This is a genomic window from Brooklawnia cerclae (genome assembly GCF_011758645.1).
In the GTDB taxonomy this organism is placed as follows: Bacteria; Actinomycetota; Actinomycetes; order Propionibacteriales; family Propionibacteriaceae; genus Brooklawnia; species Brooklawnia cerclae.
On record NZ_JAAMOZ010000002.1, the window covers coordinates 105462 to 129244 of the forward strand.

The 23783-nt window shown below is 66.8% G+C and carries 16 protein-coding genes; 8 read left to right on the forward strand and 8 right to left on the reverse strand.

Features of this window, described 5'->3' with window-relative positions:
• Nucleotides 1-133 precede the first annotated feature (133 nt).
• Nucleotides 134-1165 (reverse strand): SDR family NAD(P)-dependent oxidoreductase, encoded by a 1032-nt coding sequence (locus tag FB473_RS14005; RefSeq protein WP_167169954.1) that lies wholly within the window; start codon nt 1163-1165, stop codon nt 134-136.
• Between the two features lie 100 nt (nt 1166-1265).
• Nucleotides 1266-2243, reverse strand: coding sequence for a ribose-phosphate diphosphokinase (locus FB473_RS14010; protein ID WP_167169957.1), 978 nt, complete (start codon nt 2241-2243; stop codon nt 1266-1268).
• Nucleotides 2244-2382: 139 nt separating this feature from the next.
• Here FB473_RS14010 and FB473_RS14015 point away from each other — a divergent pair, with 139 nt between their 5' ends.
• Together FB473_RS14015 and FB473_RS14020 are read left to right on the forward strand one after the other, a co-directional pair.
• A complete protein-coding gene (locus FB473_RS14015) occupies nt 2383-4167 on the forward strand; it encodes a long-chain-fatty-acid--CoA ligase (RefSeq protein WP_167169960.1) in 1785 nt (594 codons plus the stop codon).
• Nucleotides 4164-5903, forward strand: a complete 1740-nt coding sequence (locus FB473_RS14020; RefSeq protein ID WP_167169963.1) for an FAD-binding protein — start codon at nt 4164-4166, stop codon at nt 5901-5903. The genes FB473_RS14015 and FB473_RS14020 overlap by 4 nt, the downstream gene beginning before the upstream one ends.
• Here FB473_RS14020 and FB473_RS14025 read toward each other — a convergent pair.
• Together FB473_RS14025 and FB473_RS14030 are read right to left on the reverse strand one after the other, a co-directional pair.
• Nucleotides 5896-7074: a PQQ-dependent sugar dehydrogenase gene (locus tag FB473_RS14025; RefSeq protein WP_167169966.1), complete on the reverse strand. Its 1179-nt coding sequence runs from the start codon at nt 7072-7074 to the stop codon at nt 5896-5898. The two genes, FB473_RS14020 and FB473_RS14025, sit on opposite strands and share 8 nt — an antisense overlap.
• Before the next feature lie 175 nt (nt 7075-7249).
• Complete coding sequence (locus FB473_RS14030) at nt 7250-7447, reverse strand: peptidoglycan-binding protein (protein ID WP_167169969.1); 198 nt, start codon at nt 7445-7447, stop codon at nt 7250-7252.
• A 170-nt stretch (nt 7448-7617) separates the two neighbouring features.
• Between FB473_RS14030 and FB473_RS14035 the strand changes: the two genes are divergently transcribed.
• The gene (locus FB473_RS14035; protein ID WP_167169973.1) at nt 7618-8145 is read left to right on the forward strand and encodes a hypothetical protein; all 528 of its coding nucleotides are present in this window, start codon (nt 7618-7620) and stop codon (nt 8143-8145) included.
• Nucleotides 8146-9857: 1712 nt separating this feature from the next.
• Here FB473_RS14035 and FB473_RS14040 read toward each other — a convergent pair.
• Complete coding sequence (locus FB473_RS14040; RefSeq protein ID WP_167169976.1) at nt 9858-11072, reverse strand: S1C family serine protease; 1215 nt, start codon at nt 11070-11072, stop codon at nt 9858-9860.
• 176 nt (nt 11073-11248) lie between these two features.
• Here FB473_RS14040 and FB473_RS14045 point away from each other — a divergent pair, with 176 nt between their 5' ends.
• From FB473_RS14045 to FB473_RS14060, 4 genes are all read left to right on the forward strand, one after another.
• The gene (locus FB473_RS14045; protein WP_167169979.1) at nt 11249-11875 is read left to right on the forward strand and encodes a TetR/AcrR family transcriptional regulator; all 627 of its coding nucleotides are present in this window, start codon (nt 11249-11251) and stop codon (nt 11873-11875) included.
• A gap of 1 nt (nt 11876) precedes the next feature.
• Nucleotides 11877-13085 (forward strand): amidohydrolase, encoded by a 1209-nt coding sequence (locus FB473_RS14050; RefSeq protein ID WP_167169983.1) that lies wholly within the window; start codon nt 11877-11879, stop codon nt 13083-13085.
• A gap of 82 nt (nt 13086-13167) precedes the next feature.
• Complete coding sequence (locus FB473_RS14055) at nt 13168-14622, forward strand: Na+/H+ antiporter NhaC family protein (protein WP_167169986.1); 1455 nt, start codon at nt 13168-13170, stop codon at nt 14620-14622.
• Between the two features lie 51 nt (nt 14623-14673).
• The gene (locus tag FB473_RS14060) at nt 14674-16419 is read left to right on the forward strand and encodes a CapA family protein (protein WP_167169989.1); all 1746 of its coding nucleotides are present in this window, start codon (nt 14674-14676) and stop codon (nt 16417-16419) included.
• A 48-nt stretch (nt 16420-16467) separates the two neighbouring features.
• Here the strand turns inward: FB473_RS14060 and FB473_RS14065 are convergent, their stop codons facing one another.
• On the reverse strand, nt 16468-17040 hold the full coding sequence (locus FB473_RS14065) for a TetR family transcriptional regulator (RefSeq protein ID WP_167169992.1): 573 nt from the start codon (nt 17038-17040) through the stop codon (nt 16468-16470).
• Between the two features lie 116 nt (nt 17041-17156).
• On the opposite strand from FB473_RS14065, the gene FB473_RS14070 reads away from it, so the two are divergent.
• The gene (locus FB473_RS14070; protein ID WP_167169996.1) at nt 17157-21518 is read left to right on the forward strand and encodes an acyl-CoA dehydratase activase-related protein; all 4362 of its coding nucleotides are present in this window, start codon (nt 17157-17159) and stop codon (nt 21516-21518) included.
• A gap of 7 nt (nt 21519-21525) precedes the next feature.
• Here the strand turns inward: FB473_RS14070 and FB473_RS14075 are convergent, their stop codons facing one another.
• Together FB473_RS14075 and FB473_RS14080 are read right to left on the reverse strand one after the other, a co-directional pair.
• Nucleotides 21526-23205: a hypothetical protein gene (locus FB473_RS14075; RefSeq protein ID WP_167170000.1), complete on the reverse strand. Its 1680-nt coding sequence runs from the start codon at nt 23203-23205 to the stop codon at nt 21526-21528.
• Nucleotides 23202-23780: a signal peptidase I gene (locus FB473_RS14080; protein WP_167170004.1), complete on the reverse strand. Its 579-nt coding sequence runs from the start codon at nt 23778-23780 to the stop codon at nt 23202-23204. Before FB473_RS14080 ends, FB473_RS14075 begins: the two co-directional genes overlap by 4 nt.
• Nucleotides 23781-23783 lie beyond the last annotated feature (3 nt).

Sequence of the window (23783 nt, forward strand, 5' to 3'; positions counted from 1 at the left end):
CGTGGAAAGTTGTGGTGCGTACTCGCACCACAACTTTCCACGCTGATCGCGATGCCGTGGTGGCGTCGCCACGGCATCGCACAGGACCTGTGAGCTGACCTTGCGGTGCGTCCCGGTCTCGCGCGGTGTCACCTCAGACTGCGGACCATCCGCCGTCGGACGCGACGATCGCGCCGTTGATGTTGACCGAGTCGCGGGAGAGCAGGAACGTGATGGATGCGGCGAGTTCTTCGGCCATGGCCAGCGTCGGGATGTTGTGCTGATAGGTGCCGAGCACGGGCGCGCCGAGTTGGGCCTGGCCGGGCACGTGGATGCCGGTCGCGACGCCGCCGGGCGCGACGGCGTTGGCACGGATGCCACTCCTGGAATACATCACGGCTGTCGACTTCGTCAGGCCGATGACCGCATGCTTGGACGCGGTGTAGGCCACGCCCGCGGCTGAGCCGCGCAGGCCGGCCTCCGAGGCGACGTTGACGATGCGGCCCTGGGAGGCCTTCAGCATGATCGGGACGACCGCGCGGGTCAACCGCATGGTGCCTTCGAGGTTGACGCGCAGGACGCGGGACCACATCTGGTCGGTGACCTCGTGGATCGCCGACATGTCGTCCATGATGCCGGCGACGTTCGCCAGCGCGTCTATCCGCCCCTGTGCTGCGGCCACGATCCGGGCGATGTCGTCCTCGTCGGCGATGTCGCCGGCGACGGCCACGATCTCGGCTCCGGTCGGGAGCGCGCCGCGGATCCCGTTGACGAACTCGTCGAGCTTGTCGCTGGAGATGTCGGCCGCGATGACGCGACCACCCTCGCGTGCCACTCGCGAAGCGACGGCACGCCCTATGCCGGACGCGGCGCCGGTGACGATGACCGTTTGGCCGGTGAAGCGGCCCGGGGTGATCACCTCGACCCAGCCGGCGGCCTCCTGAGACTCCCTGGCTTCGGCAGCTTCTTCCGGTGCTGCTTCGTGGTAGGCGGCCAACATGGCGTCCAGCGCCTCGGCGGGGAACTGCCCGCCCGAGATCGCGACCAGTTGCGCCAGCGGTAGGCCGCGTGCCGGGCCGAGGGCGTCCGGGGTGGCGCCGCCCCGCGCGAGCAGCTCGGTGAGAATGGGTCCGCCGATCGGATGATCGAGCCATTGGCCGACGGTGGAATGGGCGGTCAGTGCCATGGTGTGCTCCTTTGCAGGGCCTGGCATCCGGACAGTTTTGTCCGGATGCTCAGCTTAGCTCAGGCCCGGACGCCGCCCCCGCTTCGTGACGAACCGCCGCTCAGAACAGGCCGGCAGGTGCCTCCGGTGGCGCGTAGGCGGGGTCGACTCCCTTGAACATCTTGCTGACCGAGCGTCCCCGGTGGATGCGGTCGATGGCCTCGGCGAACAGCGGTGCCACGCTGAGGGTGGTCAGCTCCGGCCACTCGGGCGGCGGCACGGTGTTCGTCGCGACGACCTCGGTGATGAAGTGGTCCGCTCGCAGGCGCTCGACCGCGCGGCCGGCAAACAGGCCGTGCGTACAGGCAACGGACGCCGACAGGCAGCCGTAGTCCCTGAGCCTTTGGGTCAGTTCGAGGATCGACCCACCAGTGGCGATCTCGTCGTCCAGGACGATCGCCCGCATGCCCTCGACGTCACCCACGATGGCGTCGATGACCACCTTGTCGTCGGCCAGCCGGCGCTTGCTGCCCGCGGCCACCGGCAGGCCCAGCAGCCGGGAGAACTGTGTGGCGTTCTTCGCGTTGCCCAGGTCGGGGCTGACGACCACCGTGTTCGACAGGTCGGCGTCGCGGAAGTGGTCGGCGAGCACGCCGAGCGCGGTGAGCTGGTCGACCGGGCAGCTGAAGAAGCCCTGCACCTGCGGGGAGTGCAACTGCATGGTGAGGATGCGCGACACCCCGGCGGTCACCAGCAGGTCGGCCACCAACCGCCCTCCCAGCGAGATGCGCGACGCGTCCTTCTTGTCGGAGCGGGCGTACGAGTAGTGCGGGATCACCGCCGTGATCTGGGCCGCCGATGCCCCGCGTGCCGCGTCGATCATGAGCAGGAGCTCCATCAGGTGCTCCTGGGTCGGGGGGACGAGCGGTTGGATGATGTAGACGTCGCGCTGGCGCACATTGACGAGAAGCTGCACCTGGAGGCAGTCGTTGCTGAAACGGCTGATCCGCGTCCCAGCGAGTTGTGTACCGATGTGCTCACAGATTTCTTCGGCCATCTGCTGATGGGCGGAGCCCGAGAACACGACGATGTCCTTCACGTCGGTGACCTTCCAGTCAGGGATCCTGTAGGAGTCAGAATAGTGCGTCCGTGCCCGTCGCGGGCACGTCGGGCGTCGGCGTGGGCGCATCGGCCCGTAGCAACCTACCGGACCGTAACCCATGTGCGAGAATGCCGCCATGGACGAACAGCAGCACGGCGCCGACCTTCCTCCCTGGCGGCGGACATTGGAAGACGGAGCGCCGTACTGGACGAAGAACTACCAGCCGGGCGTCCCGACTGAGATCGAGCTCCCCACGGAGTCCCTCGTCTCCCTCCTGGAGACCGCCGTTCGCGAGGGCGGCAGCCATGTGGCGACCGAGTTCTTCGGTGCCGAGATGACCTATCGGGAGCTCGGGGAAGCGGTGGCCCGCGCGGCCGAGGGGCTGCGCCAGCTGGGGGTGCACGCCGGTGACCGAGTGGCGCTCGTGCTGCCCAACTGCCCCCAGCACCTGATCGCGTTCTACGCCGTGCTGCGGCTGGGTGCGATCGTCGTCGAGCACAACCCGCTGTACACCGCTCCGGAACTCGAGCACATGTTCACCGACCACGGAGCACGGGTCGCGATCGCGATGGACACGACGATCGACAAGCTCACCCAGATGCCCACCTACGTTCGTCCGACCGCGATCGTGTCGGTGAACCTGCTGAAGGCGTTTCCCCGGGTGAAGCAGGTGCTGTTGGGCCTTCCGGTCGCCTCGCTGCGGGCGAAGCGGGCGGCCCTGACGAGCGGGACGAAGGGCACCACCAGCTGGGAGCGGCTCCTCAAGCACCGGCCGATCAGCCGTCGTCACCCCAAGCCGTCGGTGGACGACATCGCGGCCATCCAGTACACGTCGGGCACCACCGGCCGGGCCAAGGGCGCCATGCTCAGCCACTTCAACCTCTACTCCAACGCGCGGCAGGGCGAGGCCTGGATGCTCGGGGCGCAGCCCCGCAAGGAGACCAGCTACGCGGCCCTGCCGATGTTCCATTCGTTCGGGGTGACGATGCACCTGACGTTCGGCGTGCTCAAGCAGGCCCGGCAGGTGCTGTTCCCCAAGCCGGACGTCGAGATGATCGTCGCCGAGGCCAAGCGGCGTCCGCCGAGCATCTACTGCGTCGTCCCGGCGCTCTACCAGCGCACCGCGGAGCTGGCCAAGAAACGCCACATCAGCCTCGCGTCCGCTCGCTGGTGCATCTCGGGGGCGATGGCCCTGGTCGAGGACACCCGCGAGCTGTGGGAGTCGGTCTCCGGTGGCCTGCTCGTCGAGGGCTACGGCCTGACGGAGGCCTCGCCGGTGGCGCTCGGCAACCCGTTCTTCCCCTCGCGGCGTTCGGGGACGATCGGCATGCCCTTCCCATCCACGCTCATGAAGGTCGTCGACGTGGACGACCCGACCCGTGAGGTGGGCATGAACGAGCCCGGTGAGCTGCTCATCAAGGGGCCGCAGGTGTTCCAGGGCTACTGGCGCAACCCGGAGGAGACCGCTCGCACGCTGATCGACGGCTGGCTGCGCACCGGTGACGTGGTCACCGTCGACGAGGACGGGTTCACCACGATCGTCGACCGCAAGAAGGAGATCATCATCACCGGCGGGTTCAACGTGAGCCCGACCGAGGTGGAGACCGAGCTGTTGCACCACGACGACATCGCCGACGTGGCCGTCGTGGGCATGCCCACGGGCAAGGGGGACGAACGCGTGGTCGCGGCCGTGGTGCTGCACCCGGGTGCGAGTCTCAACAACGATGCCATGCGCGCGTGGGCGAAGCAGCGCCTGGCCGCCTACAAGGTGCCACGCCGTTTCGTCGAGGTGGACGATCTGCCCCGCTCGATGCTGGGCAAGGTGCTGCGCGGGCAGGTCAAGGCCCAGCTGGTCGCGCTGGCCCCCGAGGGAGGCTGGGACGGGCCCGCTCATCAGGCGGACGCCCACCAGGAGCGATGAGCCGGCGGTCCCGCTCGCGCCGTGAGCGTTCCGGCGACGAGGTTTTCCTGCCGGTTGCGACATCGGCGCGTCCCCGCACTGATCTCATGACCGACGTGGTCGTCGTCGGGAGCGATCCCGGGGCGCTCGCCGCCGCGCTGGCCTGCAGGCAGGCGGGCTGGGAGGTGCTGGTGGCCGAGCCGACGGGGCAGTTGGGCGGGCAGGCGGCCAACGGATCCGGGCGCCTGTGGCTCCCGGGTGGTTCCGCGGCCTCCGGCGGGGTGGACGACGACTATGCCACCGCCCGTGACTACTTCGACCGGGTGGTCGGCGACCCCGACGCGGCGACCAGCGCGCCGCGTCGGCACGCGTTCCTCACAGGGACGGCCGCGCTTCACGAGTGGCTGACGAGGCTGGGGGTGGAACTACGGCCGGACGGCGTCGGCGACAACTATCCGCATGTGCCGGGCGGGCTGGGCGCGGGGCGGGTCTTCGTCCCGGGCGATCACGATGCCACCGCCATCGGCATGCTGGGCGAGCGGCTGCCCGGTGGGGTCGCCCCGGAGCCGGGAGGTGTTGTCGACCGCATCGAGCAGGGGGCTCGGGCGGTGGGCGGCGCGGCACGGGGACGCCGCCTCGTGCACGGCGGCGCGGGGCTGGTGGCCGCTCTGCTGGCCGCCTGCCAGCGGCTCCAGGTGACGGTCTGGTGGGACGCGCCGGTGCAGCGCCTCATCACCGTCTCCCGCGACGAGGCGGGTGGAAACGGATCGGACGATCCCGGGGCGGTGACCGGTGAGGGAACCGGCGGCGCCGAGGTCGGCGTCGCGGGCGTGGTGATCGAGCGGGCCGGTCGTCCGGTGCGCGTGCTGGCGGGGCGTGGTGTCGTCCTGGCCCAGGGTGGCTTCGGTGCGGACGCGAGGTTGCGCCGCGAGTATCTGCCGGTGCCGTCGCGCCCGGCCTGGACGATCGGTGCGGCGGCTGACGCCGGGATCCGGCAGCTCGCCTGGGCGCAGCACCTGGGGCTGGAACTCGCCGGGCTCGGCAACGCGTGGTGGCGTCCGGCCTTGTGGATGGCCGGGGCCGGTGCGGTCGACCCGGCGGGGGCGCTGGCTGCGCCACATGGATTCGTGGTCGACGCGACGGGACGCAGATTCGCCGACGAGGCGGCTGCGGGCGTCGACTTCTGCCGTGCCCTGTTCGCGCGAGCCCGCCAGTTCGGCCCCGAGACCGTGCCCGCGTGGTTGATCGTGGACGCCGATCACCGTCGTCGCTACAGGCTGGGCGACATACAGCCCGGGCATCTGCCCCGGTCGGCTGCCCGTTCGGGTGCGGTGATCAGCGCCCGAACCCTGCCCGAGCTCGCCTGGCGCATCCATGTGGACGCGGCCGGGCTTCAGGCCACGGCCGAGCGGTTCGACATGTTCGTGGAGACGGGCAGCGACGACGACTTCGGACGCGGATCGTCGGTTGCCGACCGCGCCCGTGGCGACGCGGGGAATCGTCCCAATCCCTGCCTGGGGGCGGTCGCCAGGCCCCCGTTCCACGCCGTGAGGGTGGTCCCGGGCGACCGGGGCACGAAGGGCGGCCTGCTGACCGACGAGCATGCCCGCGTCCTGTGCGCCGGTGGGCCGGTGCCGGGGCTGTGGGCGATCGGGACCGCGGCGGCCTCGGTCACGGGAGCCGCCGATCCGGCTCCCGGCACAGGGCTGGCCGAGGCCATGGTCATGGGACGCGTGTGCGCCCGCTCGATCACCTGACGCGGACGCGGACCAGCCTGTCGCCGCCGTCGTCGGCCGTGACCACGTAGAGCGCCCCGCTCGCGCACAGGGCGATCGCGCCGGTGGCGCCCACGTTTTCGAGCGACTCGAGGGTCTCCGACTGGGCGGCGACCTCGCCGGTGAGGCGCATCGCCTGGACGCCGGCCGAGCTGGTGATTATGAGCAGCCCGCTTCCGGCCGACCATGTGTCGCCCGACAGGAACGTCGCCCCCGACACGCCGGGTGCACCGCTGGTTCCTGAGGACCACACTGCCGGGCGTGCCTGCGGCAGCGAGAGGTCGGTCATCGCGACACCGTCCGTGTCGTAGTCGGAGGTGGACGCCGAGGCCGGGTTCCACCCGTAGTTGCCGCCCGACACGATCAGGTTCACCTCGTCCTCGCGGCCGGGGCCGCGGTCGAGCGCGTAGAGGGCGTCGGTCGTCGGGTGCCAGGCGAGCCCGACCACGTCGCGGAGGCCGTAACTGTAGATGAGCTGCGAGTGCGGATCGGCACGGGTGATGAACGGGTTGTCGTCGGGTGCGCCGCGGGTCTCGACGTCGATCCGCAGGATCTTCCCGCCCAGCGAGGCCAGGCTCTGTGAGGCGGTGGGGTCGCCGCCGTCCGAGGTGCCGACGTAGAGGTAGCCGTCGGGGCCGAACGCGATCCGGCAGCCGCCGGTGGTCTCGGTGGGAGTGGGGATCCCCGTCACTATCGGCCCCTGCTGCCGGGCCCAGCGGAGCTTGCTCTCGGTCTGCAGCTGGGTGACGCGGACTCCGTCGTTGGTGCGGTGGCAGACGTAGAGGGTGTGGTCAGTGGAGAAGTCCGGGCTGACGGCGATGTCGAGCAGCGCGTTGCCGGAGTCGGGCAGGTCACCGATGTCGTGCTTCAGCGTCGAGGTGCGCCCCTGCGCGTCCAGGACGATGATGTCGTCCCCCGCGACGATCAGGGTGTCACCGGCCGGAGTGAAGGCCATGCCGGACGGCGAGTCGAGGCCGTCGAGGACGGTGTCGAGCTTCGTCGCGGGGACGGCCGTGGCCGAGACGCCGGCGGCGTTGCGCGACGTGCCCGCGAGCACGAGATCGGACGCGGACGAACAGCCGACGGCGGAGACCGCGAGTGCGATCGTGAGCGACAGTGCTCCGATCGCCCGTATCAACGAAGCTGCGGCCATGGGTAACAGTGTGGCCCACGCAGCGGGTCGCCTGCCACTGCGGGGGCCGGGGCTCCGGTACGTGAGCGACTCTCCAAGGAACGCGACGACGGTGACAGCCACAGACTCTTTGGGTATGGCTGTCACCGTCAGCGACCAGCTTTTCCATCACTGGAATGTCAGTGGGGAACGACGACTACTGGCTGAGCTTGGCGTAGTCGTCAACCCACACTTGCCCGTAGAATTGAGTGCCAGGCATTTCTGCTTGCTGGAACCTAGTGACTGCGTCCGCAGTCGGCTGCTCGAAGATCCCATCCGCCCACGATGAATTGACATCTTGAACTCCGAGGACGTACCCCTTGGCGATCAAGCGTTGCTGGATGATCTTGATCACATAGTGTTCTTCGCCGTTCGGACCCGACGATGGGCGCTCGACTCTGCTGCGCTAACTTGCTTGCGATCACCCACTTTGCGCGGATTGACGCTCAGAGGAAAAAGGAAAACCACCCCGATGTACAATGACCGATAAAAGTAGGCTACGGAGCGGCCCTTATCGTTCTCGCATTGGCTACAACCATCCTCGGGTTCGTCGTCGCCACGACCCGTTCGTCCTCAACTGCGCTTACTGATGATCAAGGAACTAGTACTTTTCCAACTGGTCGCGAGGTGGAAGACTACATCTTCGATTATCAAGGTGTTAATGATGACTATCATCGCGCCAATTGGTCGGTGGCGGACCCGACCAGCTCGGTTGTTTGCGCGGAATCTGTTTCCGGTGACGTGCTATGTTCAACGGCGTCGCCTGTCGCTTCGGAGAAGCATTGCAACTGGGGAGAACTGCCAGATGGCACCCAGACTCTTATCACTGCGACAAACGAAGTCGGGTGGTGGGCGAACGAAGGGCTCTCGATTTCTTGTACGAATCAGCCGCCTGTCGGCACATCTGATACATCCGTGCAGCTTCCATATGGATTCATGGTCCGCCACGGTGGATACACATTTACTTCGCTCCCGGAAGGCGTGTACGCACGACAAGATGAGACAGATGAATGGTTCCAGATCAATCAGGTATCCATCGATCTGCATAGATGAGAACATGCACCTATGTCACAGGCCCGAACAGGTTGTACAACCGCGGTTCCGCGCGCCAGAGGCTCTCTGAATCATCTAACTAGCCCATTCCAGACAAGTGAACCGAAAGGGGTGATCATCAGAGATTGTGGCGACTTTCATGTTGGCTCCAATTCTACGAAGGAGTAGGTAAGCTAGTTGAGGATGAAGTTGGCCAGTGTTTGGCAACTCGTCTCAATCGTGCCACACATGTTTGGGCGCGAGCGGATGGATAGCAGCTACCTAATCGCGTTTGATGGAAGAGTCACGGTTGCGAGCGCGGAGTGCCATAACAGTAGGAGTGCCACGACAATGTGTAGAGCACTGGCTGGATCGCTACCAGGTATAGAGAGATGATATGGATTGGGTGGTCGGCCGTCACGGCCGTAGTTGGCACCGATCGGTACCAACTATCGTTCCTGTTTTGAGCAGCGCGTACCGTTATCTGAGATCACTGCGGCGAACGACAATCAGCTTGGAGTTGAATCGTAACGTATGGATATAGATAGGGTCCACTACCGAACGCGCAGCGGTACCGTCAGACAGACGCGCCGGCTTTCGCGTTGGCGGGTGCCGACGCCACGGCGACGCATTTTCTGGTGGTTGGGGTGGGCCCTTTCTTGGCCGGTTGTGGTTGAGCTGGTATCCGAGGCCGGATTCGACTCTTTGCTGGAGATTCCCCCGTTGCTTGTTAGTCGCCATGTTCTTCAATTTTCGAACATGATGCTGATTTCACTCACAGCCGGTGTTATATGTTGGTTGGTGCACCTAGCTTTTTGGCTGGACGGTACGAAATTCAAGCCGGGGTTGCCGGGGTGGCTGCCTTTCGCTAAGGCGGTCTCCCTGGCTTCGGCTGCATTTGTTATGTCTATTTTGTCTGCTCTGACTGGGTTTACTATTCTAGTGGCGATGGACTCCTACACCATCTTGTCGCCTGCTAGCGATGGGGGATGTCGTGTTGTGGTGTCAGAGGGAATTGGTACGATGCCTGGGTATGCAGGGAAAGTCTTCGTAGCATCGTCAGGTCCGACCATTCTGCACGACACAGGAGGTCGTTGGAGCACTGGTGAACTTGCGTACGATCCCTTTGAGGAAGGTGCCTGGACCCTTGCTTGGAATGGGCCGACGGCTGATCTCAACATGTCAAGTGCAGAAGGTCATGTTGATAATAGAGTGATCTACGGTGCGCAACCCATTCTTTGTCCGGATTAGCGAGAGGATCAACGGTAAGGAGCTGCCAAGAAGGTGGCGTAAGTACTTTCAGCGCTTCGCCTTCAGCTTCCGTAGTGCGCCAAGGAAGTGTCATCACGATGCGCCCGCGGGTCAGTGCTCTTTGCGCCGGTTGAGAAGTTTCGCTGCCGGGGTGAAGCAACTCGGTCCAGGGTTGAGATGCCGACGCACGCGAATTGCACAACGCCGGCTATATGGAGACATAATCCGTACAAGCGACCCTAGGCATCCGCGGTGAGCGGCATGAAAAGAGGAGGACACGACTGTCCTCCTCCGTCCGGCTCAACAACGGCGCTGGCGGAGTGCCAGGGGACGCCCTACGCGGCGGACAGGCGGTTCGTGGCCAGTGGGGTACATCATTTGCGGCCCGCAGAGACTCGACCGGAGCGGAACTGGGGCACGAAGCCTCTCCCTCCGTGGGAACGGCTCCGCACCGTGGCTCTTTGGCAGGGAGGCTGACCGGCTCAGTTGATCGAGCTGGTCTCCAGCGTGACCTGCACGTGACGCGTCCCGGTCGAGCCGACGACGGTGACGGTGACGGTGTCACCGGGCTGGTACTCGAGGAGCGCCTCCGACAGCGAGGTCGGATCCGTGATCTGCGTGCCGTCCACCGCCACGATGGTGTCGCCGGAGACGATGCCGGCCTGCGCCGCGGGGCCCTCGGTCGAGACGACCGTGGCGCCCGACGTGGTCGTCGTCCCGCGTCCGCCCGGGCCGGAGTTGCGCACCTCGGAGGCGCTGATCACCGAGACACCGAGCCACGGACGCGGCCCGATCACGACGCCGTTGCCCTCATCCCCGTCGAGGACGCTGGTGACCACCGACATGGCGTGGGCGATCGGGATCACGTAGGTGGTCGATTCCTGGCCGGTCCGCGAGCTCGTGGTCTGGTTGGACGAGGCGCCCGCCGTGGTGATGCCGATCACCTCTCCGTCCGCGTCGACCGTGGGGCCGCCCGAGTCGCCGGGCACGGCGGCCGTGGAGGTGACGATCATGCCGCTGAGCGTTTCGGACGATCCGCCCGTGGAGTCGTCGACCGTCACGGTGCGGTCGGTGGCGACGATCTCACCGGCGGAGCTGGACAGGTAACCCTGCCCGTTCGCGTTGCCGATGGTGGTGACGTCCTCGCCGGTGGTCACGCCGTCCTCGTCGAGAGCCACAGTCTCGAGCCCCGAGGCATCGTCGAGCTGGAGCACCGCGACGTCCTCGGACGCGTCGAATCCCAGCACGGTGGCGTCGGAGGTGGTGCCGTCGGTGAGCGTCACCTGGACGCTGGTCGTCCCCTCGACCACGTGATAGTTCGTGAGCACGATCCCCGAGGAGTCGATGATCATGCCGGTGCCGGCACCCGTGCCCCCGGTGAGCGTCGTGTTCACGAGGACGATCGCGTCGGTGCTGACGTCGGCCGCGGCGGCGGCCGAGGAGGATGCCCCCGAGGACGAGGACGTCCCCGACGACGGTGACGACGATGCGGACGGGGTGGGCGAGGCGGTGACCACCTGGGGCAGCGCCTCGATGATGGCCGACGACCAGGTCGGCGCGGTCCATACCGCTACTTGGCCGGCGATGCCGATGACGGCGGCGGCCGCGATGAGGGCCTTGCGGAGCGGGGAGAGCCGCGGCGGCCGCGGCGAAACCGGTGTGCCGGTGGTTCCGGTAGCGGAGGTCTGGTTGGACATGTCCACAGCACACGTCCGCAGGCTGTCGGGTCGCTTGGGGAAACCTGTGGGGTCCCTGTGGATCGTGCGGCTGTCCGCATGGGTAGCTGAGTCGACGCTAAGGCGGAGCGGATTCGTAACAAATGCGAAGTGGATCTGTTACACATACGAAACGGAACGAGCCGTATCGTTACTCCATGACGACCGAGGCCTTCACCACCACTGGCTCCCGACGGGATCGCGGTGGTCGCCCGACCGATGAGGAACTCACGACACGGATTCTTGAGATCGGGGCGGACCTGTTGCACGAGCAGGGCTTCGCGGCACTGAGCGTGGGGCAGGTTGCGCGCGATGCCGGATGTGGAAAGGCTGCGATCTACCGGCGGTACCCGGGGAAGGCGGCGCTGGTGGCGGCGATCATCGAGTCGCGTGCGCGGTTGGGTGAGGCTCCCGACACCGGTTCGGTGAGGGAGGACCTGCTCGCCCACGTCCTGCAGAACCAGAGCAACCAGGAAGGCCTCGGCTTCGCCACTGGTCGCGGCATGCAGGCGATGTTTGAGCCCGAGGTGTACCCGATCCTGTGGGACTCGATCTTTCGTCTGCGTCGCGAGCGCGGCGTGGCGATCATTGCTCGCGGCGTCGCGCGGGGCGAGCTTCCGGACGACGTCGATGCGGATGTGATCCTCGACGCGCTCGCAGGGCTCACCCTGTACCGGCAGGCCGTCAAAGGCATTCGTGTCGATCGGCAGCACTTCCTGAACGTGATCGACGCGCTGCTCGTCCATCCACCACGCCTGCTGACCGGCGACATCGAGGGGGACTGAGGTGGGCGTCCCCAGCTTCCCTCCTGTTTTCCCCGTTGACGCCGAAGCCCTTCTGCCCGACCTGATTGCGCTGCGTCGTTCGTTGCACGCCGACCCAGAGATCGGCCTCCATCTGCCCCGCACTCAGCAGAAAGTGCTCGACGCCCTCGCCGGGCTCCCGCTGGAGATCACCACGGGTAGCCGCACGTCCTCCATCGTCGCAGTCCTGCGGGGCGCGGTGCCCGGGCCCGTTGTGTTGTTGCGCGGTGACATGGATGCGTTGCCGATCCAGGAGGAAACAGGCGTTGAATACGCCTCCATCAACGGTGCCATGCACGCCTGCGGCCACGACCTGCACACTGCGGGCCTTGTGGGGGCCGCACGGCTGTTGTCCGCGTGCCGGGACCGACTGCATGGCTCCGTGATCTTCATGTTCCAGCCCGGAGAGGAGGGGTACGACGGCGCGAGGATCATGCTGGACGAAGGCCTGCTCGATGCGGCAGGGGAACGCCCGAGCGCCGCGTACGCGATCCACGTCGCCCCAGGCCCGCGCGGTGTGTTCGCCACTCGTCCCGGCACCGCTACCGCCGGGTCGAATCAACTCCATGTCACCGTTACCGGTCGCGGCGGGCACGGCGCGCAACCGCACCAGACGCTCGACCCGGTGACGGTGGCCGCAGAGATCGTGCTGGCACTGCAGAGCTTCGTCACCCGTCGCTTCGACGTCTTCGACCCGGTCGTGCTCTCGGTCACGTGCCTCGACACCGGCGACGGCGCCATCAACGTCATCCCTGACCAGACGCGCCTTGCGGCCACGGTTCGCACCATGTCGGCAACATCGCTCGCTGTCTTGCAGGAGGGACTTCCCCGCCTTGTCAAGGGCATCGCCGCCGCACACGGGTTGGACGCCGAGGTCGAGTTCACCGTGATGTATCCCGCTACCCTCAACGATCCCGCCGAGACCGCGCGCACCCTCACGACCCTCCGCCAGACATTCGGTGCACAGCGGGTGCAGACCGCGCCGGCCCCCACCATGGGATCAGAAGACTTCGCGCACGTACTCGATGAGATCCCTGGCACCTTCTTCGGACTGCTGGCCTCGCCTCCCGGCATCGATCCTCGTCGCACGGAATGGAACCACTCGCCGCGGGTGGTGTTCGACGACGCAGTGCTCGCAGACCAGGCCGCAGCGCTCGCCAGCCTCGCGTTCGCCCGCACCCGCACGAGCTGAGCGCTGACCAACTCGTCCAAACGACGCATCTTTGCGTCCCTGATCGCTCTCTACCAGTTCGTACCCACGACGGAGGACCCCGATGCGTACCGACACGGCTCCCATCACCAACCGAACGTCCCAGCAACCCTGGTATCAGCCCGCGAGGTTGATCAGGATCGTCGTTGCTGCCTCGGGAATCGTCCTCGCGCTGGCAGTTTCTTCTGCGGTACGCGCAGCCACCGATGCCGGCGGGAGCGACCCGGCCAGCCTGTGGGGGCTGCTGCCCATCGGCCTGTACGCCGTCCTCGCGATCTCGGGACTGGGAATCCTCGCCTCGACCCTGGTCGCGCTGGCCGCCGCATTGGTGCTGAACCTGCCGTCGTTGCCCGAGATCGGGACCATGCTCCTGAGCTCGCTGACCAACCAGGTCACGATCATCGGACTCATCATCGTCTTGGGCGCCGGTGTCGGTGGTGTGCTACGAGAAACCGGGGTCGCCCAGATGATCGTCGCCGGAGTGCTGCGACTGGCGGGCAGTCGCGGCCCGCGGGCGGTAGCCGTAGGCGTCATGCTCGCCTGTCTCGTCCTCGTGGCAGCACTCGGAACGCTGGCCGGAGCGCTGGCGATCGCAGCTCCGCTTCTCATCCCTGTCGCTGCGCGTCTGGGGTATACACGCACCGCCACTGCGACGCTCATGTTCGTGGGTGGCTGTGCGGGTCTCGCGTTGGCCCCGTTCGCCGGCAGCAACGTCGCCATCATGGACGCGGCCGGAGTCGGCTACGGGGAGTACATCCTGTACGGGGCAGGGCCGCTGGCTTTGCTGACGCTGATCGTGGGCATGGTCTGGGTGCCGTTCGTGCAGCGCCGAAGCGTGAGCAGCGGCGACTTCTACACGGCGACCGAAGCCGCAGAGGTGCGCAGCGCGGTGACCGGCTCGACGCGAGTGGCCACCGTGGTGTTCCTCATCGTCCTGGCGACGCTCGTCGTCATTGCCGTCGTCACGGCGATCGGGATCGTCTTTCCCCTCATCGCGCTCCCGTTGCTCGCTGTCGTCACCGGGAGCGCCGCACGGACGCCGTTGCGCGCATGGCTAGCTGCGACGGGCCGAGGCATGTGGAGCATGGCAGGCACCTTCCTGCTGTTCTGGCTCTTGGCCGTGCTGTTCATCGTCATCGACCGGCTGCAACCGTTCGAAGCGGTGCTCGAGCTTCTCGGCCCCCAACTGGAAGCAAGCTCCCCGTTCGTGTTCTCCATCATCGTGGCGCTCATCGGGTGGGTAGGCGTTCCCGGTGCGACGGCGGCGCAGGTCGTGCTCATCGACAAGGTCTTCGGTCCGCTCGCCGGCCAGATCGGCGTCGGTGCCGGCTCATGGGTCGTCGTCCTGCTGTTCGCGTCGAAAGCCGACACCTACGGCCCGTTCCCGAACCCCAACATGGTGAGCACCATGGGGCTGGCGCATTCGAAGAACCTGCGCACCATGCTGCTGACCGGCTGGGTTCTGCTGGTGCCGGTCGTGGTCATGTACATGGCGATCCTGCTTTTCGAGACGAGGTAGCCGTGTTCGATCCGATCTCGACAACCACAACACGATCGAAAGGGAACCGGCATGGAGATCACTCCCGATGACCTGGCTGGAGCCGTTGCGCTGAACGATGTCATCACGCGGTATATCGCCACGCACGAAAGTGAGGTGACTGACACGCTGCACCGGGTTTCCACCGGAGAACTCGACATGGTCGAGACTCTCAGCGACACCGAGAAGGATATCGCCCGCAGGCTTTTTGCCTGGATGATCGAGGTCGGTCCCGCAAATGCCTGGGCAGTACTCGGGGCAGCGGCCACAGCAGCGGCATCGTTGCTGGTGGACGACGAGGGACACGGCGTGAGTCCCGCGTTCCTCGTCGAGGCCGCGCTTCGAGCGGCCCGCGACGCCTACATGGCGCTGGACCCGGAGTTCGGTACGCGTCCCCCGTTCTCCGACATCGAGGGGATCCTCCGCGAAGCCTCGGAGGGGTACGAGCGTCATGGCCTGCTTGGGCTCGCGCTCATCATGTTGAGCTACATCTTCTACGAGAGTTTTCATTACCCCCAGCCGGAAACCGGTGTCTACGACATTGCGGACAACACCTTCGACAAGGTGAAGTGGGTATACCGCTACTGGTACAACCAGCTCGAGGTCGCCGAGCGCGGCTCCGGCCTGGAGGCCTTCTTCCGGGCGCAGATTCTGGGGAATCCCTTCGGTATCGACGACAGTGCAATCGGTCCAGTTCAGCGGCTGTCACTCTCCTGCGCAGGGGATCTTCTCGCAGTCGACAGGTTGACAGAGGCCAACACCGCGCACCTGTTCGATGACATCGTCGACTTCTACAGCTCGGCAGACATCGTCAGTGCGAACCTCGAGTCCACCGTCTACGAAGGAGCGATTCCTGGCCGCGATGAAGATCCTGGGAAGCCCTACCGGATGAACACCTCGCGGGCAATGTTCGACAAGTTCCGCGACGAGGCCGGCATCAACTACTTCAGCACGGCCACCAATCATGCAAACGACTGGGGCACCGAGGGACTTCTCGGCACATTGGACGTGCTCCGGGAATCGGGCGCTTACCACTCCGGCACTGCGGACAGCGAGGAACAGCAGGAGGGGGTCGTCGTCGTGGAGCAGAACGGCATCAAAGTCGCCCTGTTGTCATACACGTTCGATCTGAACGGTCGCGCGGTGCCGGCAGACATGCCCTATCTGGTCAACGAGGTGCGCTTCAACGACGTGAACCCCGCCCCGGACTACTCGCTCATCCGGCGACAGATCACTGCCGCACGAGACAAAGGCGCGGAGTTCATCGTCGCGTACTGCCATTGGGGGTGGGAGTTCGAGATGTACCCCCACGTCAACATCACCGAGGCAGCGCACGACATCGTCGCGCTTGGCGTCGACGTCATTCTTGGCAACCATCCGCACGTCAGCCAGCCCGCACAGGTCATCGAGCGCGGATCAGGCCAGCCGAACGCCCTGGTGTTCTACGCTTTCGGTGATTTTGTGAGCTATCACCCGCAGAGCCGCAACTCCAAGCTCGCCTACGCGGTGAAGTTCGACATCGCCAAGGTTCAGACAGCATCGCGCACATACGTCTCCTGGGATCACCTGGAGGCGCTGCCGATGTACATCGTGAACGCACATCTCGGTGGCGATTCCTACGACTGCCGGATCGTCAAGTTCGAGAGCGTCCTGGCAGACCCCGATGATTACGGTCTCACCGATTGGGAGAAGTCGGAACTGCCTCACCTCCGTGACGTGGTGTGGGATCAGATCCTCTCGCCGTTGTCTCATATCCCCGCTGGTGGCTGGTCCGACTGATGCCGGGACACGCGCGGAGCGCTCGTGCACGATCTGGGTACCCCCGACTCAGCCCTCGGCCTGGGGCAGGGCCATCAGCCGAACCGCCTGGGCGGCGTAGCTCTGCTCGTCGAAGTTGCTGACCAGTCTGCGTTGCGAGACGAAGCCGAGGGTCAGGCCGATCAGGAGCTGGCTGTAGCCCTGCACCCGCCCGTGGGGGACGCCGTTCGCCATCGCCCAGGCCAGCATCGTCTCCTCGACGGAGTCGCGCAGCCGCCCGACCTCGTCGCGCAGCTGCTGGCCCAGGTCGTCGTCGGTGGCGGCGCCGGCACCCAGGGCGATCAGCAGGTCGCCGAGCTCGGGGGCGTCGGTGAGCGCGGTCATGGCGTAGGAGAGCAGGTCCGAGGGGGACGCCGGCCGGTCGCGATACTCCGCCAACGCGGCCATCGGCCAGGCCATGGCCTCGCGGGCGACCTCGACCACGATGGCGTTCTTGCTCGGGAAGTGGTGGTAGATCGCCCCCGCGGACGTCCCCGACGCGGCGATGAGGTCCGAGATCGAGGTTCCCTGGACGCCGCTGGCCCGGATGAGCTGTGCTGCGGCATCGACGATGGCCTGGCGGCTACTCGCTTTCACAGTCACCGGCCCATCGTAGGCGTCAACCACCGGCTCGGTTACGGCGGGGACGATTGTCGGGTACCGTTGAGCATGAAACAGAACGATCGTTCTGGCGCTGCCGGATGAGTGGAGCGGACGACATGGACAGTTCACTTTCCCTCGGTTTGGACGTCGGGTCCACCACGGTCAAGGCCGTGGTCACGCGAGGCGATCGGATCCTGTTCAGCGACTACCGCCGTCACAACGCCGATGTTCGCGGTGAGTTGGCCAAACTTCTGCGCGACGTGCAGGCCGAGTTTCCCGACGACGTGGTGCGCGTCGCCATGACCGGGTCGGGCGGGCTCGGGGTGGCGAAGATCATGGGCGTCCAGTTCGTCCAGGAGGTCATCGCGTCCACCGCCGCGATCGAGCGGCTCAACCCCGACGTCGACGTGATCATCGAGCTGGGCGGCGAGGACGCCAAGATCACCTACCTGCACCCCGTGCCCGAGCAGCGCATGAACGGCACGTGTGCGGGCGGCACGGGTGCCTTCATCGACCAGATGGCGACCCTGCTCAAGGTGGACGCGTCCGGGCTGAACGAGCTGGCGTCCCGTTACGAGAACCTGTACCCGATCGCGTCACGATGCGGCGTCTTCGCGAAGACCGACGTGCAGCCCCTGCTCAACCAGGGTGCGGCGCACTCGGACATCGCCGCGTCGGTGTTCCAGGCGGTAGCCACCCAAACCGTCGCCGGACTGGCCTGCGGGCACCCGATCCGTGGCACCGTCATCTTCCTCGGCGGCCCGCTCCACTTCTTGCCGGAATTGCGCGCGGCCTTCCAGCGAGTGCTCGGTGACAACGTCGGACGCTACGTCACCCCCGACAACGGCCAGCTGTACGTCGCCCTCGGCGCGGCGTTCGGCGCTCAGGGGCCGGCGCTCAGCCTGCCCCACCTGGCCGGCGAACTGGAGGCGGCCAACCAGGTCGTCATGACCACCCACACCATGCGTCCCCTGTTCGCCGACGAGGACGAGCGCACCGAGTTCGAGGATCGCCACGCGGCCGATCAGGTGCCCCAGGGCACGCTCGACGGAGCCTTCGGGCCGCTGTGGCTGGGCATCGACGCGGGATCGACCACCATCAAATCGGTGCTGCTGGACGCCTCCGGCACGATCGTCGCCTCGACGTACGGATCCAACGAGGGCGATCCGGTCGCGGCGGCCGTCGGCATCGCCCGGCAGGTGATCGGCGCGCTGCCCGAGGGCGCCTTCATCGGCCGCACCTGCGTCACCGGCTACGGGGAAGACCTGATCAAGGCCGCGCTCCACGCCGACGAGGGCGAGGTCGAGACCATGGCCCACTTCCGGGCGGCCGCGCAGGTGTGCCCGGGAGTCACCAGCGTCATCGATATCGGCGGGCAGGACATGAAGTTCCTCAAGATCAGGGGCGGGGCCGTCGACTCCATCTCGGTCAACGAGGCGTGCTCGTCGGGCTGCGGCAGCTTCCTGCAGACCTTCGCCGAGACCATGGGCACCGATGTGCGGGCCTTCGCGCAGGTGGGGCTCACCTCGGCCGCGCCGGTCGACCTCGGCAGCCGCTGCACGGTCTTCATGAACTCGTCGGTCAAACAGGCCCAGAAGGAGGGCGCCTCGATCGCCGACATCTCGGCGGGCCTGTCGTACTCGGTGGTGCGCAACGCGCTGTACAAGGTGATGAAGCTGCGGGACTCCGGCGACCTCGGTGACCGGGTGGTCGTCCAGGGCGGAACCTTCCTGAACGACGCGGTGTTGCGTGCCTTCGAGCTGCAGACCGGCGTACAGGTCGTCCGGCCGAACATCGCGGGCCTCATGGGCGCCTACGGGGCGGCGCTCATCGCGAAGGCACACTACGAGCCCGGCGCGGTGAGCGCGGTGATGGAGCGCAACCTCGACGGGTTCGAGGTCACGAGTTCCCAGCGCACCTGCCAGCTGTGCCAGAACCACTGCAAGCTGACGATCACGAACTTCGACGACGGCTCGCGTCACGTGTCGGGCAACCGGTGCGAGCGCGGCGCCTCGCTGGACGTCCGGCCCAAGAAGTCCGAGGTGCCGAACCTCTACGACTACAAGTACAAGCGGATCTTCGGCTACCGCCGCCTGAAGGACTCCGACGCCACCCGCGGCGAGATCGGCATCCCCCGCGCGCTCGGCATGTACGAGGACTACCCGCTGTGGTTCACGATCCTGACCAAGCTCGGCTTCAAGGTGGTCGTCTCGGGACGGAGTTCACACGAACTGTTCGCCAGCGGCATGGAGTCGATCCCCTCCGAGAACGTGTGCTACCCGGCCAAACTCGCGCACGGCCACGTCGAATGGCTGCTCGACAAGGGAATAAAGACCATCTTCATGCCGTGCGTCAACTACGAGCTGAAACAGTTCGACGACGCCAACAACAACTACAACTGCCCGATCGTGGCCTTCTACCCGCAGGTGCTGGAGAAGAACCTCGACCGTCTGCACGCCGACGGTGTGCGCTTCCTCGACCCGTTCCTCAACCTCGACAACCGGCACAAGCTGCCCTCCCGTCTCGTCGAGGTCTTCGCAGACTGGGGCGTGACGCTGGACGAGGCCACCGCTGCCGCACAGGAGGGTTACGCCGAACTCGACCGGGTGCACACCGACATCCGCGCCGAGGGCGATCGGGCGCTGCAGTACATGCGTGAGCGCGGCATGCGCGGCATCGTGCTGGCCGGCCGCCCGTACCACATCGACCCCGAGATCAACCACGGCATCCCCGAGGTCATCGCGTCGCTGGGCATGGTCGTCCTCTCGGAGGACGCGCTGACGGCCGGCATGACCACCTCCACCGTGGCCCGGCCGCTGCGGGTGCTCGACCAGTGGACCTACCACACCCGCCTGTACGAGGCCGCCGGCCAGGTGGCCACGCAGCCCGACCTCAACATCGTCCAGTTGAACTCGTTCGGCTGCGGCGTCGATGCGATCACCACCGATCAGGTGCAGGAGATCTGCGAGCGGGCCGGCGACGTGTACACCGTGCTGAAGATCGACGAGGTGTCGAACCTGGGCGCGGCACGCATCAGGCTGCGTTCGCTGCAGGCCGCCACGAAGGAGCGGCGCGCACCGCTCGCCTCCGCCGAGATCGACACCAGCCAGGACGTGCCGGTGTTCGGCGTCGCCGAACGCGACTCGCACACCGTCTACGTGCCCCAGATGTCACCGATCCACTTCCGCATGGCCGAGCCCGTGTTCAAGTACGCGGGGCTCAACGTCGAGGTGCTGGAGCACGCGTCGCGCGAGGACGTCGAGTGCGGCCTGAAGTATGTGCACAACGACGCCTGTTACCCGGCGATCATGGTGATCGGCCAGCTCATCAACAAGTTCGTCTCCGGTGGGGCCGACCCCGACGCCTCGACCGTCGCCATCACCCAGACCGGTGGCATGTGCCGCGCGACGAACTACGTGGGCCTGTTGCGCAAAGGCCTGCGGGACGCGGGCTACCCGCAGGTGCCGGTGCTCGCCGTGAGTGCGCAGGGCATCGAGCAGAACCCCGGCTTCAAGCTGTCCGCGGGCCTCGCGCACCGTGCCATCCAGGGCCTCGTCCTGGGTGATCTGCTGCAGATCGTGCTGCTGCGCGTCCGGCCGTACGAGCGCGACGAGGGCGCCGCGATGCGCCTCTACCGGAAGTGGGACGCGATCACTCGCGAGTACTTCGACAACGGCGGATGGTCGCCGACGCTGAACCGCCGCGTCGGGTTCGCCTGGATGTGCCGCACCATCGTGAAGGAGTTCGACGAACTGCCCCTGCTCGACATCGGCCGCAAGCCGCGCGTGGGCGTCGTGGGCGAGATCCTCGTGAAGTTCCAGCCGGACGCCAACAACGACGCCGTGCGCGTGATCGAGGACGAGGGCTGTGAAGCCGTGCTGCCCGGGCTCACCGCGTTCTTCCTCCAGGGCATGTACACCGCCGACTACAAATGGGACACCTTCGGTATGGGTTCCCGCAAGGGCCGCATGGGCCAGCGGCTCGGGGTGTGGATGATCGAACAGTACGAGCGTCCGATGCGCCGCGCGCTGGCCGCGTGCGGCGGCAAGTTCGATGTGCCGCACCCGATCACGGATCTGGCCGAGAAGGCCCAGCAGGTGATCTCGCTCGGCACGCAGGCGGGCGAGGGTTGGCTGTTGGTGGGCGAGATGGTCGAACTGATCGAGCACGGGACCCCCAACATCATCTGCGCGCAGCCGTTCGCGTGCCTGCCGAACCACGTGGTGGGCCGCGGCATGTTCAAGGAACTGCGCCGCCAGTTCCCGGCCGCCAACGTCGTGTCGATCGACTACGACCCGGGCGCCTCCGAGGTCAACCAGCTCAACCGCATCAAGCTGATGGTGGCCACTGCGCACAAGGTGGCCGGGACGAAGAGCCAGCTGGCCCAGTGGACCGATGCCGACGAGTTCGGCCCGGACGCGCCGGCCGGCGGGGGCATATCCGCCGGGTCGGTTCCGCTGGGTATGCCCGCGGTCTAGGGCTCCCTCATCCGCAGGACTTCTGCCACTTCGTGCCGCCGGGGCTGTAGGCGACGAAGACGTAGTCACGTGGCAGGGAGGCCGAGACGAACCGGGTGTCGCCGGTTGTACCCCGTATCAGGTAGGCGGTGCTGCTGCCCGCGACGGGGGTGGCGACCGATCGCTGGAAGGTGACCGAGCGTCCGGCCAGGTTGGTGGGGCATACGTAGTCGGCCAGGTCGACCGTGGCTTCCCAGGGAACCGACCACTGGCTGGTCGAGGTCACCGTGATGCGGAGTGCCACCCACCACTCGGTGCTCCCGGGCTCGACCTCGACCTGGACGTCGAAGGAGTCGGGGTCCACAGGGGGAACGGGCACGTTCTGGACGCAGTACCCCACCGCGCCGAGGCTCTGCCCGGGGGCGAGCACGTCGTTGTTCCCGGCGACGCCGGCGATGGTCCACAGGTGGGTGGTGGCGTCGTAGCTCGTGGTGACGAAGTTCCAGGCGCTGGAGAACGCTCCGGGCTTGGTTGGGTCGAGTCCCCACATGGGTGGCAGCGAGGTGTCGAAGGTCAGCGACCAGGCGACGGGTTCGTCGCTGGTGTTGACGAGGGTGAAGGTGTGACAGAAGGACAGCTGGTTGGTGTCGTTCGTCTTGTCCTTGGGATAGGCGTAGACGAGGCGCTGGTCGAGCCCGATGGGGTCGAGGGCGCTCGACGGCACCCGCGTGCCCGGGTCGTCGGCGTCGATGGTGCCGTCGACGATCGAGAGTGCCTGATCCGGTGCCGCTCCGTCATATGGGGTGCCGAGGTGTTGGGGAGACGAGAGCATGACGCTGAACCGAGCCACGGTGTCCTCCCTCGGCCAGCCGGCGGGATCGTCACCCTGTCTGGGGTCGATCAGGATGGTGGGGAAGGACGCCCCGGTTGCGGAGCGGGTCGTCGTCACCCGCACCGGCGCATCGGAGTCGTCCGAGATCGTGCCGGTGAACTGGTAGGCGACGTCGGCGTCGGTGTCGTACAGGGCGACCGAGACCTCTTGGCCGATCAGCTCGCCGGCGGTCGCGCCCGAGGTGACGTCGACGAACAGTTCGCTGACGTACGACTGCCCCGACACCTGCTCGGTGTCGAACCCGGCCTGCAGGGTGCGCCCTGTGTCGAGGACCGTGCCCGAGTAGCTGGCGAGGGTTCCGCTGACCGGTCCGACTCTGCTGGTAAGGGTCGTGGCGACACCGGTACCCGTGACGGCGACCGCCACTGTGGTCGCCTCCCCGAGGGGGAATGCAGGGCACTCGTCCCCGACGACGCCCTCATCGACACGAACGGCTCCCGCGGCGGCCTGCTCCTCGGAGACCGGGATCACGAACTCGCACACCGGGTCGGAGTCGATGTCGGCCTCCAGGGCGACCCTCACCGTGTCGCCCGCCGCGAACGACTGGCCGGGATCCGGGGTCAGGGCGAGCCCCGACAGCATCCAGTCGGAGCCCACGGGCCGGGCGTCCCACTCCAATTGCACGCCGGTCAGCAGTCGTGTCACCGCGTCCGCCGATCCGAGACCGGCGGTCGTCAGCCCGCCCAGGGTCGTCGCATAGGCGGGGGAGATGCCGAAGGTGAGCAGCGCGATCGCGGTCAGCGCTGCGGTCAGGTATTCCCCCACGGTGCGGCGAGCGATCGGGCGGGCGCACCGTGGGGATCCTCCCGCGGTCATGGCGTGGCCGGAACGTCGGGCTCCCCGTCCTCCTGCGGGGGCCAGAGGAGCACGATGACCGCCGCCCCGCACACCACTGCGAGGAACCAGGGCAGCAGCCCCGGGCCGAGAAGCCTGCCCGCAGATGGCACGCGCAGCACGGCCCGGCCGAGGACGTCGTCCGCGCCGAACCGCCATTCGTCGGCGCTCGAATTGTTGTCGCCCTTGGTCGTGTACACCTCGGTCCCGGAGGAAGCATCCACCGAGACCACGCGGTGGATTACCCGGCCCCCGGCGCCGGGCTGCCCCTCCGGCACCTTGTACGACACCACGTCACCGACGTGGTACGAGGGTGCGCGGACGGTGACCACCAGGTCACCGGTGCGGTAGGTCGGTTCCATGGAATGGCCGTACACCGCGGTCAACCCGGTCAGCCCACCCCAGGTGGCGGGCCACAATGCCAGGACGACGAACACGAGCGCGACGGCGCGTGCGACCGACCCGATCCTGCGGGACTTCGCTCTCGAACGGGATCGCACGGATGACGGCAGCGCGGTGCTGCCCGCGGACAGGGTCTTCGAGCGGAGCTCGCCCACGGG